The organism is Shewanella sp. 4t3-1-2LB, from assembly GCF_017368415.1.
Taxonomy (GTDB): domain Bacteria; phylum Pseudomonadota; class Gammaproteobacteria; order Enterobacterales; family Shewanellaceae; genus Shewanella; species Shewanella fodinae.
In genome coordinates, this window is record NZ_JAFNJD010000012.1 from 1 (window position 1) to 18031 (window position 18031).

An 18031-nucleotide genomic window follows, 5' to 3' on the forward strand; every position below is an offset into this window, starting at 1 on the left:
CGGTCATCATCATGGTTGGGGTTGGGGCTGGAGCCATGGCTCCAGCCCCAGCTATAGCCATGGCTCCAGCCCCAACCCCAACCATGATGATGACCGTGCGGGTGATGACCTACGCCATGGGGTTTACGCAGATCCAGTTCCATCACCACAGGATCATGATCAGAAGAACGGAACAGGCTGTCATCGGCGTAGCTGTTATCATATTCCAGTGACGATGTTTCATCGGCGTTAATGTGCCATTCGGTTACCGCAACCACGGCATTGGCCAATTTGTCGTTGGCAAGTGCGTGGTCCAGCTGACCACTCAATCCATCAAATACATAACTGTAGCTGTCGCTGTTACCCACAATATCGTCCACTCGCTCAAAGCCGCTATCTTCCAGCGTCAGGATCGGGTCTTCCTTAGCGTAGGCGTTAAAGTCGCCCATTAATAGCACTGGTTGATCAGCGTAGTTATCGGCAACCCATTGCGCAATTGCTGTGGTTGCGCGGGTACGGGTGCCATTACAGGCTCCAGAGCCGCCAGGACTATTGTCATCATCACCAGCACCACAGCTACCACCTTTAGAACGCAGGTGGTTAATCACTGTAGTCAAGATGGCCTTTTCATGGTTGAGTTTGAAGGTCTGGCCTAGTGATGGCCGCATTTTGTCGCTGTTAAACAGCGGTATGTCGTTTTCATCTACTATGGAGTTAGTTTTATCCAGATATTTAGCGGCACCGACAGGCGTCACCACATCTGCGCGATAAATAAAGGCACTGGTAATCACATCTGTACCCAACTGCTCCACACCAGGATTGACATAGGCCCAATGCTGCCCGGTGGCTTCAGACAACGCTGCAGTCAGTTCAGCAATGGCAGATTGCTCGCCATAACCATCATTTTCGATTTCCAGCAAGCCGATGACGTCGGCTTGCATATTGCTGAGTGCGGCGACAATTTTAGCTTTCTGTTTCAGAAAATCTTCATAGGTGGATGCGCCACGCGAGGTTGGGAACCCGGCACCTGCACCGTCACCGTTAAAGAAGTTCAATACGTTAAACGAGGCAACCCGTAAATTGCCTTCACTCGACAGTTCGGGGTAATCGCTGCGTGGGTTAACACTGCTATCAAATGTGACCGTATTTATCGGTGATACATGATACTGGTTGAACGAGTAATAGAGTGGCCCGGTGATATTGCTGACGGTATCACCAACTCGTAATGAGTTATCGGCGGAGAAACCAGGATAAGGATAGGGTGGTGTTGTGCCATTAATTTTGCCTGATACCCCCTCATCCAGCACAATCGCGTTACGACGGTTTTCATCATAAATTGCGGCAGCAGCCTCACCGGATTCGGCAACCTGAGTCGGAGTCATACGCCGACCGTTGCTCAGTGTCACCTCGCCATAGTTAGCCAGATCATTGACATCATTAATAGTGAGACTGTCAAAATGCACCAGCATGCCTTCCAGCGCTTCTAGGGTCGATAAGTCGCTGACGGGCAACGTCACGTTTACTGCGGCAGGCAAACTCCCAGTGCCACATTGTTTCCAGTCAGGATTCTTTAGCTGAGTATTATCGTAATACTCAGCTGCGATGCCGCGAACCACGTATACATCACCTACGGTGACATTATCCATGGCTTTTGCGCCAGCATAGATAAAGATACCGTCAGAGGTGGTCGCATCCGCATCTCCGGCATCCTGCACATAAAATCCACTTAACCCTGGAAATACAGACGTTACCACCCCGGCGATTTCTACTTGTTGGTCTGCCAGCGGTGTGGTTAAGCCGTTACCCTGCACACTGCCAATGGCAACGGTGTCATCGTCACAGCTGAGTTCAACAACTGGAGTGTCTCCGTTATCGTTACCAGAACCATTGTCACTGCCATAAATCCCCAGATCTGAAAAATCATCTTTAGCAAAACTGAACCATTGGGCAGCTGGATCGTATTCATCAGTAGGATCGATATCGGTTATAGCGCTGGCGCGGCGCAAGTCGTGATCCAAGGTGGTGATATCACCACTGCCCCAAGCTTTACCGGGATCGTTGCCAACCTGACCAATGCTGTCGATAACGGTGTCACCCTGCTTGAGCAGTACCGCATCGTTGCCGTTGTAATTCAGTGACCCGCTGGTTAGATCGGCGCTGTCAGCAAAAACGGCAGCGGAGTTGGCAATCACATAAGTCTTGCCTGCAGCCAGCGTGCCGCTCAGTTTAATGGTGGAACTGGCACTGGTTTTACCGTTGGCATAGATTTCCACACGGTAGTTATCCAGTAGCAAACTGCTGCTGGTGTTGTTGTAGAGTTCCAGCGCCTTATTGTTGCTAGCGCCTTCAAGATATTCGGAAATAAACAGTGTAGGGACTTCTGCATGTGCGGCGACCGTATAAAGACTGGCTATAGACCAGGCAACGGCCGAAAGTGATTTATTGAGTTTCATCCTTGTTCCTTATTGGGTTTTGCTTATTAAGCAATCAAGCATGTTATTGACGCTTCATGACTCTAGCAAGGATATATTGTGAAATTATTGCAAAATTATTGACCAGTAAATTAACAAATTGGTGATAAGAATTCTGTCTACTGTTTTCTTTTTTATCTATTAAAAACAATATTTTGAGTGATTATAATAATGACTTATTTTTATTTAAAACAATTGATGTAGAAATGTTAACGACGAGTTTGGATATAACAGATTGAAAGGAAAGGTTTTAAATGTTGGCTGCTCTTAGTTGAGTAGCATTATCATTTAATTAAAAAGCGGTAATACGGAAAATAAAAAACAGAACATCTGCCAATATGGCGCAGATGTTCTGTTTTTATAATAACGTTGACTCAGAATGATGTGCGACGATAGCGACGATATTCTGGATACCAGAAGTTACTTTCTATGGCCTGCAATAACAATTCATCGGTGGTTGGCAAGGCGTGGCCTTGTTCAATGGCGGTTTTACCGACGACAAACGCAATGTGCCTGCTGACGTTATGGATCTCTTCCAGTCGAGGTAATAGCGAACCTTCACCATTAATGGCGAGCGGTGAACATTCTGCCAGCGCCCGACTAGACGCCATCAACATTTCGTCAGTGACTCTTCTTGCGCCAGTCGCCAATACACCCAAACCAATACCGGGGAAAATATAGCTGTTGTTACACTGGGCAATTTCATAGGTCTGACCTTCCATTACCACAGGTTCAAACGGGCTGCCAGTGGCCACCAGTGCCTGACCTGAGGTCCAATGCAGAATATCTTTCGGCGTTGCTTCAACCCGGCTGGTGGGGTTTGACAGCGGGAAGATAATCGGCCGCGAACAGTGGCTGTGCATGGCGCGGATAATTTCTTCGGTAAACAGCCCCGGCGCGCCAGATACACCAATGAGTACGGTAGGTTTGGCATTATTGACCACATCCAACAGCGAGATGTTGTCACAGAAGTTCTGCCAATGTTCAATATCATCCCGTTTCTGCGCCAGTTTTTGCTGGAACGGCAACAGATTTGGCATGTTATCCTGCAGCAGACCCCAACGATCCACCATAAATACCTGCCGCCGCGCTTGTTCGTCGCTGATGCCTTCAGACACCATCTGCGCCACAATTGCTTCGGCAATACCGCAACCCGCACTGCCTGCACCCAAGAAGGCAATGCACTGTTCGCTGAGTTTACTGTGGGCGGCTTTACAGGCGGCCAGCAGTGAACCAACCGTAACCGCGGCCGTACCTTGAATGTCATCGTTGAAACAGCAGTACTTATCTTTGTAGCGTTCCAGGATTGGCATCGCATTTTTCTGGGCGAAGTCCTCAAACTGGATCAAGGTGTCAGGCCAGCGGCGGTGAATGGCCTGCATGACGGCTTCGATAAATTCGTAGTATTCGTCGCCACCGATGCGCTTATGGCGCCAGCCCATATACATGGGATCTTCCAGCAGATGCGGATTATCTGTGCCCACATCTAGCGTAATTGGCAAGGTATAAGCCGGGCTGATACCGCCACAACTGGTATATAGCGACAGTTTCCCGATAGGTATCCCCATACCACCAATCCCCTGGTCACCAAGACCCAGGATCCGTTCGCCATCGGTCATCACTATCACTTTTACCTTATGGCGGGTGGAGTTGTTGAGGATATCGTCGATACGATCTTTATAAGGATAAGACAGGAACAACCCACGGTTGCGGCGCCAGTTTTTAGAAAAGCGCTCACAGGCCAGACCTACCGTTGGTGTATAGATAACCGGCATCATTTCACTGATGTGGTTCTGTACCAGACGGTAGAACAGGGTTTCGTTGGTGTCTTGAATATTGCGCAGGTAAATGTGCTTATCGAGATCGTTATTGAAACTGCGGAACTGGTCATAGGCACGAGATGCCTGTTCCTCAATGGTTTCAATGTAGTAAGGCAGCAATCCATCCAGATTGAAGAACATCCGTTCCTCTTCGGTGAAAGCGCTGCCCTTGTTAATAAGTGGAGCTTCAAGAAGTGCAGGACCCGCAAATGGCAAATACAGCGGGCGTTTTTTATCGTCCATAGCGAACCTTCGATTGGCGTCTTGTTTGATTAGCTGGAATTCTGTGATCCAGGTCGCCATAGAGTAGCACGAAATGTGACCTTTGTTAGGCTTTAGTGTGTGAACTGGTGAGTTTTTAGTTCAAAACTAAGCGGTTGGCTTCGTAGGTGGCATAACCAACCCATGAAACTATCGGGTAGTGGCCGTGCCGGCGGGAAATGTGTCATGCTTAGCAATCTGTGTTATAGCGGTAATCAAACATTTGGATACCAGATATTGAAAAGCTTAAAAGGAACTTAGTTTGAAAAATCTGAAAGTAACCTTGTGTCTGTTAATTGCTTTTTTTCTCTGTTTGACCATCACATCAAAGCCGTATGACTATTCCAATAGACCTATATCGGTGCCACTCAATAGTTGATTGGGGCTTTAGTGCTCTTCAGAAAGCAAACGGCGCTTAACTGAGTATTGCCGCGTATGGTTTAAGCCCGGTGACGCTTTGTCATTGAACGTTGGCTAACCTAACGCTTGCATTACCTCTGCGCCAATGCTGAAAGAATGCAGTCGGGCCTGCTGCTCGACAATCGGTCCGTTAAACATCAGTTCGTCGGCCTGTGTTTCTGCTAGTAATGCTGCGATCCCTTGGCGAATATCATCGCTATTACCTACCAGTGACCGGGCTAAAGTACGTTCCATCGCGTTGATTTCATGTGGTTCCCAGTCATCTGCCAGTTTGGCTACCGGTAACGGAATTTTTCCGGCGGTGCCACGGTACAGGTGCAGGAATTGTTGCTGTACTGAGCTAAACAGGTAATGGGCGTGCTGTTTATCGTCTGCCGCCACCAGATTGACACACACCATAGCATAAGGCTTAGCCCAGCGGGTTGATGGGCGAAATTGACTGCGATACAGCGTTAATGCTCGTACCATCATTTCCGGGGCAAAGTGAGCAGCAAAAGCAAAAGGGAGCCCCATCTGCGCCGCTAATTGCGCGCTGTAAAGGCTGGAACCCAATAACCACAATGGCACTGGTAAACCTTTGCCGGGCACCGCTTGTACTGCACCGTTTTCCTCACTGAAATAATGCTGCAATTCGGCCACATCTTCCGGAAAACTGTCAACCGCGGCCTGAGGCTGACGCCGCAATGCGTGCATTGTCAGTTGATCGGTGCCGGGGGCGCGGCCCAGTCCCAGATCGATGCGGTCACCAAACAGCGTTGCCAGCGTACCGAACTGTTCGGCTATCACTAAGGGTGAATGATTGGGCAACATGATGCCGCCAGAGCCTAAACGGATATGGGAAGTACCGTTGCCCAGATGACATAACAGCACTGAGGTTGCGGCACTGGCAATGCCTGGCATGTTGTGATGTTCTGCCAGCCAGTAGCGGCTATAACCTAGGCTTTCGGCATGCTGTGCCAGTTGCAGTGACTGCGTAAACGCGGTGGCGATATCACTGTTTACCGCAACCGGGGCTAAATCCAGCACTGAATAGGGAAGTGTCATGTTAGCTCCAAAACATTCAATTTAGATGGCACTATAACACAGAGGCTATAACACAGAGATAGCAGCGGGCTCAGTCACCTGTTGACCGAACCCGTTGAGAAAATGCTGGCTATTTGTGTGCTGGCACCTGTGGTAACAGCGACATCATATTGGCGGCATAACGACTGCCAGCGACCTTGTCGGCGGGGAAAACCTTATCGATGGCAGCTAACTCTTCGGTTGACAAGTGCACCTCTGCCGCTTGGATGTTGTCTTGCAGATATTTCCGGCGTTTGGTGCCAAACAGTGGGATTAAATGCTGATCCTGCGCCAATAACCAAGCCAGTGCTAGTTGTGACGGGGTAATGCCTTTCGCCTGTGCCAATTCAGTCACTGCATCCACCAGTGCCAGATTGCGCTGGAAGTTTTCTCCCTGAAATCTGGGATTAAAGCGGCGATAGTCATCGGCATCAAAGTCATCCACGCTACGGATAGCTCCGCTGAGAAAACCTCGCCCCAGTGGACTGTAGGCCACAAAACCTATGCCGAGCTCGCGGCAGGTATCGAGGACACCGTATTCGGGGTCGCGAGTCCACAGTGAGTATTCACTTTGCACAGCGGTAATTGGGTGCACTTGATGGGCTCGGCGCAGGCGCTCTGGGTCAACTTCGCTCAGCCCCAGATAACGCACTTTCCCAGCTTTAACCAGTTCTGCCATGGCGCCAACGGTCTCTTCGACCGGCACATCTGGGTCCATCCGATGCTGATAATAAAGATCAATATGTTCGGTGCCGAGGCGTTTAAGACTGTCTTCAACTGCCTGTTTAACGTATTCAGGTCGGCCGCAAACACCGCGTTTTCGAGGGTTGGCAGCATCGCGCACAATACCAAACTTAGTGGCGAGGAAAATCTGTTGGCGGCGGCCTTTCAGCGCCTTGCTTAACAGGATTTCGTTGGTATGCGGACCATAAATATCTGCGGTATCCCAGAAGTTAACCCCTGATGCCAGCGCTAGGTCTAGCGTTGCCAATGATTCCTGTTCATCGGCGGCGCCGTAGAATTCACTCATTCCCATGCAGCCCAGTGCCAATGCTGAAACCTGTGGGCCATTGGCCCCTAACGTTCTATGTTGCATCTTGAATCTCCCTTATGTCGGTAGATATAGCATCTTTGTTTTTACTTTTAGGATAAAGATGCTTATAACAGTTTTAGAATTCATAAATCACGAACAATATGGATAGGCTGCAAACCCTGGCGATTTATCAACGTGTGTGTGAAAGTCACAGTTTTACCAAGGCGGCGGTGAGCCTCAATCTGCCGCGCTCGACCGTAACGCAGGCGGTACAACGCCTGGAACAGCAACTGAATATGCAGTTGTTGCAACGTACTACGCGCCAGGTACGGCTGACGGAATCCGGGACAGCCGTTCTGGAAAAAGCTCGGCAATTGCTGGCGGATTGGGATGAACTGGCAGGATTGTTTGCCGAAGATCACCAGCCAAGTGGGGTGTTGCGTATCAGTGTGCCAACGCATTTCGCGCGGATGCTGATTATCCCAGCCTTGGCGGAATTTCGACAGCGTTATCCAGGGATCGAGCTGAATATCGGCGTCACTGATAGCCGGGTGGATCTGCTCGAAAGCGGTGTCGACCTAGTGTTACGTGCTGGGCCTTTGAATGACAGCAATCTGATTGGGCGCGACCTTGGCGCTATTCCCATTGTTACTTTGGCGAGTCCAGGCTATTTGCAACAATTCGGTGTGCCGTTATGCCCAGATGATCTTAATGAACACCAGATGGTGGGGTATGTACTGCCTTCCTCTGGACGGGTGGAACCGCTGGAGTTTTTGGTAGAGGGCAAATATCAGAAGTTAATGTTGCCCCATCCCATTACCACCAATGGCTCGGATGCCTATATCGCCGCAGGATTGGCGGGCATGGGATTAGTGCAGGTGCCCGTTTATGGCATTGCACAATATCTGCAACAGGGATTACTGCAACGGGTGCTGGCGGATTATCCCCCATCGGCAATGCCAATCGCCATGTTGTACCCTAAAAATCGCAATACCAGCCAGCGCTTACAAGTGTTTATCGATTGGTTGTCGCAAACTATCCGAGAACAAGTGCCGTTGCAGCGTGGAGTCCCGCGATAAGTTATTACTGTGTCTGCTGCCTTGGCTGTTATAAGGCGCGACTAGACTACATCGCAGTGCACCTTGGTCATCAGCTGCTGACGGTTTGGATAAAATACGCCACAGGGTTAACTGTTAGCGCGACGTCGCATATCGTCGATGGCAACATCATTTTTTTCAAAATGTTTAATTAAGTACATGGCGCTGTCGGCGCGGCGCAATAGTGATGATGAGTCTACCAGATGGGGATCGCCAAAACAGATGCCGATACTGGTGCCAATTCTGACGGTGCAGCCGTTGGGTAACAATACCGCCTGAGTCAGTATCTGTTTCACTTTCTGCCCAAACTGCTGCAAGGTGGGCTTGTCGTGAAAACGGTCAGATAACAGCACAAATTCATCCCCACCTAAGCGGGCCACCATGTCGTTTTCAACGGCACAGCTATTGAGCCTTTGGGCAATGATTTGTAGTAGATGATCGCCCATGCTATGGCCGTGTTTGTCATTAATCAGCTTGAAATCATCAAGGTCGATCAGCAGTAGCGCCAATATCCGTTGCTGGCGGCGCGAATGCTGGTACACCTCATCCAGCATATGTTCGAGACCGTTGCGATTATAGAGTTTTGTCAGCGGATCCCGATAAACCATATTCTCTAACTCCAGCTTGGCTGCTTCCAGTTCGGCTGTGCGCTGTAACACTTTTTGTTCCAGTAGTGATTCCTGATGCATCAGGGTTTCGACCAGTGCTGCTTGCGCGGCTTCTTTCTGGCGTTTCATCTCATTGAAACGGGAGGCTAAACCCAACGACAACAGCAGCATTTCGATGGTGGAGCCAAGTTGCATACCGTAAAAGGTGATGAAATTGTCAGGCAACCAACCCATGTTACGCAGCGATACCATAGCGGTGCCGATTAACATACAGATCCATCCGACTAAAAAGTATCGGGCGGCAGGTATCTTACGATAGACGCCGAAAACACCACACCACATCATCAACGCGGCAATGGATACGCCTATTGCCGACATAATCTGTACGCCAATCTGCACCGGTAATATTACGGTTGCCAGCGCCGCTAACGTGCTTAGCCATATGGCCCATTTTAGAGTGCTGTCCACTATCGGTGCCCGTTGCTTGGTCGCCATGTAGTCCCGGGCAAACAGCAATGCCAGCACTACGGCGGTGGAATAGCCCGTGGGCACCACATGATTGATTATCGGCCCTAATAGCGGCCACAGATACAGGGAACCGTGCCCAATAGCGGTGACAGTAGTGATGCCAAATACCAGCAGATAAGCACTGTAGGACAGGTAAGGGCGCTGTTTCAGTACCAACCCCAGAAACATGTTGTAGCACCACAATGCCAAAAACATCCCCGCAAAGATCGTTTGAAACAAAAGGTTACGGTTGCTGTGTGCATGAAATGCCCACTGCGGATAGAGCGTGGCATTGAGTGTCATGCTGCCGTAGGCTTTGACTCGAATATAGACGGTAACAATTTCATTAGCGGGTAACGTTAACCAAAATGCCGGGGTACCATTAGCGATAGCACGGTCAACCGGTGGCACCGCAAAGCCGTTGCGCTGGTGTACTGTTCGGCCATCCGAGTATTCGATATAAGCATCTAGTTGATCCAGATACCCATAATGGAAATCCATTACCCAGGGGGCTGGAGCGTTTGCAGTGGCACTAAGTTGTAGTTTCAGCCAGACGGCATCAGTGGTGTAACCAATATGCAATGCTTCACTATTGCCATACTGGTGAAATGTGCGTTGCTTGACCTCGGATAGTGATAACTTACCCGATGGATCCCGTAACATCGCGAAGGCATTGTCTAACAATTTCGGGGTGTTGAGATCTTGCAGCTGTAGCGGTGAAGCTTGAGCCGTTGCGAGCGTCAGCAGTAGCCAAATGCACAACTGCAGTCCACGACGGTAAAAAATATGTAAAACAACGCTCATATTACGGACGGCCTACCGAACAGCGAGAAAGGCGCATTGTAACGAGTTCGGCCCGGTAATACAGCTACAGAGTGACGTAAAAATGTAAGTTGGCATTAATCGAATTACAGTCAATACCATAAACTCACTTTATGAAATGGCATTCTATATCATCATGATTAATAAGATAAATATCATATGGTATTCGCTTTTGGTATATTTTATTCATATTGAATAAACAGTTAGCACACCAATTATCATGGCCAGAATGATATTGATTGTATATTGCACTGGTTTGCAATTATATATATTTGGTATACGGTATTCAAAATAATTAATAACAGTACCACTGTTTGCGGGTGGCTTTTGAGGGAAAGAAAATATCACTATGACACATGCTTTATTACCGAGATTTCTGGCGAGTGCGCTGTTATTAATGATTACGTCTGTGTCAGTAATGGCCGCAACCGCTGCAGATATTCGAGCCAGTGTTGAGCTACGCCAGAATTGGCAGGTACTGACACGCAATCTGGCATTCCCGGCCCACTGGCTGCCAGGAACTCATGAATTCTATTACCGCGTGACGGTTGCGGGTGGCTTTGCTTTTATCAAAGAAAATGCCGACAACGGACAAAAAGGCCCGGCCTTTGACCAAACGCTGGTAGCCAACGGGTTAAGCAAGGCACAGGCTGAAAATGTAACGGCGTTGGCGCTGCCATTTGATGACTTCTGGTATGAGGATGACGGCATCGGCTTTTACCTGCACTATGAGCCTTGGCATTGTAGTTTGACTCAGGCGAATTGTGCCAAGAAACCTGAGACTTCGCAGCCGATGGCTGATGATGAAGTGCGCGATCTTCGCGTGCCTGCGGACAATCATTTACGGCCATCGCCGGATGGCAAGCTGCAAGCGCATGTGGTTGATCATAACCTGCAGGTTGTTGATCAACATGGCAAAATTGTGTTGCTAAGTCAGGAGGGGACGGCGGGCAATTTTTACGATCCGCAAACCATTCAGTGGTCGCCGGATTCCCGTTATTTAGTGATTTTCCGGGTAACTCCAGGCTATGCGCGTTATGTGACTCGGGTCTTGTCATCGCCGCAGACGCAATTGCAGCCTGAGGTGATCCAACAGCTCTATCCTAAGCCCGGCGATGCTATCGATATGGAGCAACCCGTCCTGTTTGACCTGCACACTGGCAAACATACCGATATTGATGCCAGCTTGTTCCCGAATGCCTATGATCTGGCCAATTTATACTGGCGAGCTGATAGCAAAACCTTTGCTTTTGAATATACCCGCCGAGGTCATCAGCAGGCGCGTTTAATTGAAGTGGATGCCGCCAGTGGCAAGGGGCGGGTGGTGATTGATGAGACCAGCAACACCTTTATCTATCAATGGCGGGGCTATCGCCATGACGTCAGTCAGCTTGGCAAGGAAGTGATCTGGCTGTCGGAGCGCGATGGTTGGGCGCATCTGTATCTGTATGACGGCAAGCGCGGCAAGGTGAAAAACCTGATAACTCAGGGTAACTGGCCAGTGCGCGAAGTAGTGCATGTCGATGATGAAAAACGGCAAATCTGGTTTGCCGCCAGCGGTGTCAACGCGGGAGAAGACCCTTACTTTGTGCACTATTACCGGGTGAATTTTGATGGCTCAGGACTGACGGAAATCACCCAAACTGCAGCCAATCATCACGTCAGTTTCTCTGACGATATGCAGTATTTTGTCGACAACTATTCACGGGTTGATCTGCCCAATGTCGCCGAGTTGAAAAAAGCTGATGGCACTTTAGTGCGGGTGATTGCTAAAGCCGATATCTCCCAATTGACGGCGGCGGGATTCAAAGCGCCGCAGGTGTTTGTGGCAAAAGGCCGTGATGGCAAGAGTGATATCTGGGGATTGATAGTAAAACCGCAGCATTTCGACCCCAGTAAACACTACCCGGTGATTGAAAATATCTATGCCGGGCCACACGACAGCTTTGTGCCAAAAGATTTCTGGCCGTTTGGTTATCACTCGGGTGGCGACAAAGTCATCGGTATGCAGGCGCTGGCAAATTTGGGGTTTATTGTGGTGCAAATGGACGGCATGGGCACCGCCAATCGCTCCAAAGCATTTCATGATGTGGCCTGGAAAAATCTGGGGGATTCAGGTTTCCCAGATCGTATCTTGTGGCATCAGGCGGCTGCCAAGAAGTTCCCCTGGTATGACATCAGCAACGGTGTGGGCATTTATGGTGCTTCTGCGGGCGGCCAGAGTACGCTGAGTGCCTTGTTGTTCCATCCAGAATTTTACAGCGTCGGGGTCGCTTTTGCCGGTTGCTATGACAATCGCATGGATAAAATGAGCTGGAATGAACAGTGGATGGGCTGGCCAGTCGATGATAGCTATCTGCGCAGTTCGGCGGTGGTGAATGCGGCCAAGTTGCAAGGGCAACTGCTGATCATCTTCGGCGAGCAGGACAGTAACGTCGATCCCTCTTCGTCCTTGCAGCTGGTGAATGCGCTTATTAATGCCAATAAAGATTTTGAGCTGCTGGAAGTGCCGGGCGGCGAGCACTCGGTTGGTCGTTCTACCGGGCCGATTGACTATGTGCAGCGGCGGCAGTTTATGTTCTTTATTAAGCATCTGTTACAGCAACCAACCCCGAACTGGAATAAGCAGTAATAGCGCGGCTTTATTATAAAAAGGCCACCATGAACGGTGGCCTCTGGCGGCTTTGGTTGGGGGGAAGAAAGCCTTACTTAGTCTGAGTAGTCTGAGCCTTCTGGCCAGTGCTTGGCTCGGCAACGGGGTTGATGGAATTGCTACCGACCTTAACCTTATCCGTTTTGGCGGGCGTTAGTGGTTCACTGAAGGCGCTGGCGTTAAACGCAGTGGCAAAAGCGGCACCTTGCGCTTGCGGCAGACGGAAATACTGCTGACTCAGTGAAGATTTGAGTACATAGTCTTTACTGTCACTCATTTGCCCTAGGCGGTAGCTGACATCATCGCCCTGGTTACGTTGTACCGTAAGCTGCAATAGGGGGGTATCCAAACCAAAATTGGCTTTTTGCTCCACCCCGAGCAGGTCACTGACACGCAGGGAGGTCAGTTGCTGTAGCGCTTGATTGACGGCACCCAGATTGACGCGATTACCGGCAGCTAACGGTGTCAACTGCCAACCTGAGTTCTCAGGGGGTGTTGATGCTGCATTTTTCAGGTCTTTGCTATTGCCGTTATCATCAATCAGTTTATCTACCATTTTCTGTACTTTGCCATTGTCGGCAATGGTTGCTGGCAACGGCTGCTGGGACGCTGAGGTTTGGGCATGGTCTATTTTCCGGCTCAACGTCATATCGCCTATTTTTAACGCTTTGATGTTAGTGGTTTTCAACTGCAGTAAATCCTGCTGCATCCACTCCTTATTGGTGACAGGCAAGCGGTAAACCGGCAGATTGGCCAGATACACTTGCGCTTCACCTTCCAGCCGCAAATGGGTTTCCCGCATACTTGCCGAAGTGCCCAAATACAGGGTTGCCATATCGACGTGCTGCTGCGACAACACCACTTTTCGTTCAAAATTGTCTTTTGCCACTTTGAAACGGTGGGCGGCGTTGTCACTGTCAGCAACGGCCAGACCGTGTTTCAGTGATAGGATCTGCGTCAGCAGAGAGGTTACCTGCTGCTGATTAGCCGGAAAATCTGACTGGTCGGACAGCAGCCATTTGCCGTTGGTTCTGGCGAGGTTAACGACTTTGCCATCGTTACCACTGATGCTGATATGGTCAATATCATTGTCTTGCAGTGCCAGTAACGCCTTGGGTTTTGCGGCACCTTGAATGCCACTGTGCTGTGCATTCAGGACCACGGTTAGCAACAGTTGCAATACCAGCAGACCACTCAGAATATATATGAGTTTTTTCATCTTGTTATACCTCCGCCAGGATCTGCTGATAACGGCGCAGATCGCTGATTTTCACCTGTCGGCGCCACAGCCAGATCAGTGCCAGTCCCAATAACACCAGACCATAGTTGAGATATTCCCAGTACTGCTGTTGCTCCAGTTTCATCCCTAATAGGGTTCTGGCTAGCTGGGTACGTCCACGCAAGGCCAGCAATGCCGGGTCTTCCAGTGACCAGTCAATACTGTTCTGGATGAAGTCCAGCGGTTTGGTGTAGTAAGTGCTCAGCCCCTGAGATTCCAGTTGCAGCGTCGCATCACTGGCAAAGCCGTTACTGGCCACCAGGATTAACCGTGCAGACTCAGGCGAGTGCTCGATGACACCATCAAAACTGTTATCGGGCTGCGTTTTTGCCGGGGGATTCGCATTGGCGGTTGTGGTGGTGCTGTTATCTGCGAGTAACGGCGACGGTTTGCCGGCAAAGAAGGAATCAAAACTTCCGGTTTCAGCGACTGCCAGTGGATATGACTGCTGTTTGCCTTCCAGCTTGAAGCCATTACTTGGATAACCGCGGTAATCCGGGACTAGGTTCATGCTGGCAGAACTCCAGCTATCGGCAGAACTGGTGAGTAGTTTGCTGATATCGCGGTTACCGGCTTTGTTGCTGTCGATAGTCACCGGTGAGGCCCAGTTCAATGTCAGCTGGCCCAGTTGCGCGGTGACCGGATTGTCTGGTGACAACTGATTACCACGTAAGTCCGGGAAATACGGATAAGGCAGCATGCGTACTTCTCTTAAGGTGATGCCGCCAACATTACGCTCTACTGGCAGTGGTAACGCCGCATTGCGCGGATCGAGCACCATGCGTGGCGCGATGCTCAAGCCATAATGTGCCAGCCATTTATCCAGACCACTCTGTTGCTGTTGGGCTGTGAGTGACTGGCCGATGTTAACGGCAAAGGGGGAGGTTGCCATCATCACACTGCCGCCACGCATCAGGAACTGATCAATGGCAAACAACGCTTTATTGCTGAGGTTTTCTGGGGCCATGACCAGCAGGAAGTCGGCATCTTGGGACACTTTGCCATCGCTAAGATCTTCGTCAACTACCCGCAGATTTTTACTCAACACTTCCCGCAGCATACTGTAGCTGGCGCCACCTTGCTGCATGTAGTTGGGCTTGGGGGCCACTAAGGCCACAGTCTTCATAAAACCAGGCGCTAACCGTTGCAATGCCGACTGAATGCTGCGTTTCAAAGCGTCCTTCTCCAGCTTCTCTGGTAGTGGGATCTGCACATGGCTGCCACCATTTTCTAGTGTCATATAGAACCAGAATGGATGACGATCTGTTAACCCCATCACTTGTGGCGCAAAGCCGTATTGTTGCTTCAGCGTTTTTGCTAATTCACTGTTGTTTTGCGGATCATCAAATTGGGTCAGCAGTTTGCCATCGGCATTTTTGCCAAGCTGTTTGAGCACTTCGTCCAGTTCTGCACGTAACTTTTGTAATGGTTGTGGCAACTGCGTCGTGGCAGACATATAACCGTGGAAGGTCACTTTGCCATTGATTGCCGCAAACGGGCTGCCACCATCCTGCCACTTGTGCTGGACATTACGAATGGCGCTGGTGATAGCGTATTCTGGATTTTTCAACAGTACATCCAAGTGGTCGCCGCGACCTTTTACTTCAATTAGATCCTGATAATTCAATACCTTGTATTGATCGCCATAGGCAATTACCACGTTAAAGTAGGAACTCATGACGCCCGCGGAATATTTGCTGGCGGTTTCAAACGACAGTGGCTGGATGCCATAACGAGCGGCGGCTTCCTGCTCGGCTTTCTGGTTTGCCTGCGGATCGACAAACTCTACCCGGACTTTGTTACCTGAGGCGACTGCGTATTCCTGCAATAGGTCCTTTATCTGCGGTACTAAGGGTTCCAGCAATGGGTGGGTTTTGGCTGAAAAATAACCACGGATCAGTAACGGTTCTTGCAGCTGTTGCAGGTAGTGCTTGCTGGCATCTGAGAGAGTGTATTGCTGCCCTTGGGTCATATCCAGTCGTGCCCAGCCTATGGGAGTCAACCACAGATTAGCCACCACCAAGTTGATAATGGCTAATGCACACAGTAGTCGCCACTCGCGGTGATGACGGTTATCTGGATTACTGGCCCAGCGTAAACGCTCCAGTCGCAGCAGATTCAGAGTGATAAAAATTCCCACCAGCGACAGGTAATAGTAAAGATCCCGCAGATCCAGTACCCCGCGAGTGATTGACTGGAAGTGGGCATCGGTGCTGAGGGCGCGCAGCATATCGCCGGTTTCGTAGCCAAACAGGTTGGTCAGCTGTGGTGTGCCAATAAGGTAAAACAGACCACAGACCACTACGGTCAGGATCAATGCCACAATTGCATTATCGGTACGGGAACTCATATATAAACCGATAGCGATATAGGCTGCCGCCAGAAACAACGAGGCAACATAACCGCCGATCACTGGCCCCCAGTCCAAGGGGCCCATAAAAGAAACGGTAATCGGCAGTGGCAACGTCAGCAGTAACGCCAGTGCCACTAACGACAGCATAGCGACAAATTTACCGCCCACCAGCTTTAGCGGGGTGACCGGGCTGGTCAGCAATGATTCCAGCGTGCCACTGCGTTGTTCTTCTGACCAACTGCGCATGGTCAATGCTGCTACCAGAAAGATCATCAACAGCGGCATCCATTGAAACAGCGGTCTGATATCGGCGATGTTACGGGCAAAGAAGCCCGCAACCCAGAACACCACAAACAGACAAATTGCGAGAAATGCACCTAAAAACAGGAATGCGGCCGGGGAATTGAAAAAGCCACGAAACTCTTTACGAGCGATTTGACGGATCTCAGCCATGAGCAACCTCCCGGTTAACATCCGCGAACACACTTTCCAGATTACGTTTTTGGATTTCTAGGGTATACAGTTGTAAGCCTGCGTTGCAGATGGCACTGGCAATCTGTGGCGCAAGTGTTATTTCTGCCTCAACATGGCAGTGCCATAGACCATCATTTGCTGCATGTGGGGTGATGGTGGTAATGCCGTGCAGTTGCTGCAAGGTCTGGCTAGCATCGTGATTGACGGCTAGATGCAGACCATGAGCTGTCTGCAATTCATCAATTCTGGCATCCACGACTAACTGTCCTTGGCGCATAATCAGTACCCGTTCACACACGGCCTGCACCTCCTGCAGAATATGGGTCGATACAATAACCGTGGCCGTTTCTGCCAGTTCTTTGATCAATTGCCGCATCTGTAAGATCTGTGTGGGATCAAGACCATTTGTCGGCTCGTCCAGAATGATAATATCTGGCTGGTGCAGCAGTGCTTGCGCCACGCCAACGCGCTGGCGATAGCCTCGAGACAGGGTCTGAATGGTGGCAGTTGCTTTTTCTTTGAGGGCGCAGCGACGGATCACCTCGGCTACGCGGCGGGGGATGAGTAGTGGTGCCACACCATGCAACGCCGCCTGATACTCCAGGTAATCAATCACGGTCATTTCCGGCCATACCGGACAGTTTTCCGGCAGGTAACCAATGCGCGCCTGGATCGCCTGAGTGTCTTTACCTATCTGGAGTTTATCGATGTAAATATTACCGGCGGTAGGTTCAAGAAAGCCGGTCAGCATTTTCATGATGGTGGATTTACCGGCACCGTTATGGCCCAGCAAACCGACCACTTCGCCTTGGCCGATTTGGAAACTCACGTCATTCACTGCGGTAAATGCGTCGTATCGGCGGGTCAGGTGTTCAACCTGTATCATATTGTTCTCCGGTGTTTGGGTAACAATTTCCGCGAAAACAAATCGCGGCATTAAACGAATAAGAAAAGACCCGCTTGGGGGTTAGCGGGTGTCGGGCCAAGGAGAGCCCGTAGGAAGCCGCCGATAAAGGGGGGTAGCGGCCTTGATGGAAGCTGTATTTGTTAAACGATGCAGAGGCAAAATAGCTGGCGCTGTCATCATTCCGTTCTCCATAGGAATAGATCTTTGTTAATGTTGTTGTTGACCTTTATGAGGTCCTCTCTGCAAGACTCCGAAATTTTCATGCAAGTTCCAGAAATTAACGGA

General features: G+C 50.1%; 10 protein-coding genes. 2 read left to right on the top strand and 8 right to left on the bottom strand.

Features of this window, described 5'->3' with window-relative positions:
- From J3L11_RS06355 to J3L11_RS06370, 4 genes are all read right to left on the bottom strand, one after another.
- Window positions 1-2432 (bottom strand): ExeM/NucH family extracellular endonuclease (locus J3L11_RS06355; protein WP_207570514.1); only part of this gene is annotated, 2432 nt, incomplete at its 3' end.
- Between the two features lie 392 nt (window positions 2433-2824).
- Window positions 2825-4513 (bottom strand): NAD-dependent malic enzyme, encoded by a 1689-nt coding sequence (locus tag J3L11_RS06360; protein WP_207570515.1) that lies wholly within the window; start codon window positions 4511-4513, stop codon window positions 2825-2827.
- 492 nt (window positions 4514-5005) lie between these two features.
- Entirely contained in the window at window positions 5006-5995 is a 990-nt protein-coding gene (locus J3L11_RS06365; RefSeq protein WP_207570516.1) for an LLM class flavin-dependent oxidoreductase, read from the bottom strand.
- Between the two features lie 109 nt (window positions 5996-6104).
- Complete coding sequence (locus J3L11_RS06370; protein ID WP_207570517.1) at window positions 6105-7109, bottom strand: aldo/keto reductase; 1005 nt, start codon at window positions 7107-7109, stop codon at window positions 6105-6107.
- 98 nt (window positions 7110-7207) lie between these two features.
- Between J3L11_RS06370 and J3L11_RS06375 the strand changes: the two genes are divergently transcribed.
- The gene (locus tag J3L11_RS06375; RefSeq protein ID WP_207570518.1) at window positions 7208-8125 is read left to right on the top strand and encodes a LysR family transcriptional regulator; all 918 of its coding nucleotides are present in this window, start codon (window positions 7208-7210) and stop codon (window positions 8123-8125) included.
- A 107-nt stretch (window positions 8126-8232) separates the two neighbouring features.
- On the opposite strand, the gene J3L11_RS06380 is transcribed toward J3L11_RS06375, so the two are convergent.
- Window positions 8233-10062 (bottom strand): diguanylate cyclase, encoded by a 1830-nt coding sequence (locus tag J3L11_RS06380; RefSeq protein WP_207570519.1) that lies wholly within the window; start codon window positions 10060-10062, stop codon window positions 8233-8235.
- Window positions 10063-10429: 367 nt separating this feature from the next.
- Here J3L11_RS06380 and J3L11_RS06385 point away from each other — a divergent pair, with 367 nt between their 5' ends.
- Entirely contained in the window at window positions 10430-12712 is a 2283-nt protein-coding gene (locus J3L11_RS06385; protein WP_133039261.1) for a DPP IV N-terminal domain-containing protein, read from the top strand.
- Window positions 12713-12785: 73 nt separating this feature from the next.
- On the opposite strand, the gene J3L11_RS06390 is transcribed toward J3L11_RS06385, so the two are convergent.
- From J3L11_RS06390 to J3L11_RS06400, 3 genes are read right to left on the bottom strand one after another with little or no spacing between them, the layout of a single operon-like run.
- On the bottom strand, window positions 12786-13952 hold the full coding sequence (locus tag J3L11_RS06390; protein ID WP_133039260.1) for a DUF4340 domain-containing protein: 1167 nt from the start codon (window positions 13950-13952) through the stop codon (window positions 12786-12788).
- Window positions 13953-13956: 4 nt separating this feature from the next.
- The gene (locus J3L11_RS06395) at window positions 13957-16818 is read right to left on the bottom strand and encodes a Gldg family protein (protein ID WP_207570520.1); all 2862 of its coding nucleotides are present in this window, start codon (window positions 16816-16818) and stop codon (window positions 13957-13959) included.
- Complete coding sequence (locus J3L11_RS06400; protein WP_207570521.1) at window positions 16811-17725, bottom strand: ABC transporter ATP-binding protein; 915 nt, start codon at window positions 17723-17725, stop codon at window positions 16811-16813. Before J3L11_RS06400 ends, J3L11_RS06395 begins: the two co-directional genes overlap by 8 nt.
- Between the last annotated feature and the right edge of the window lie 306 nt (window positions 17726-18031).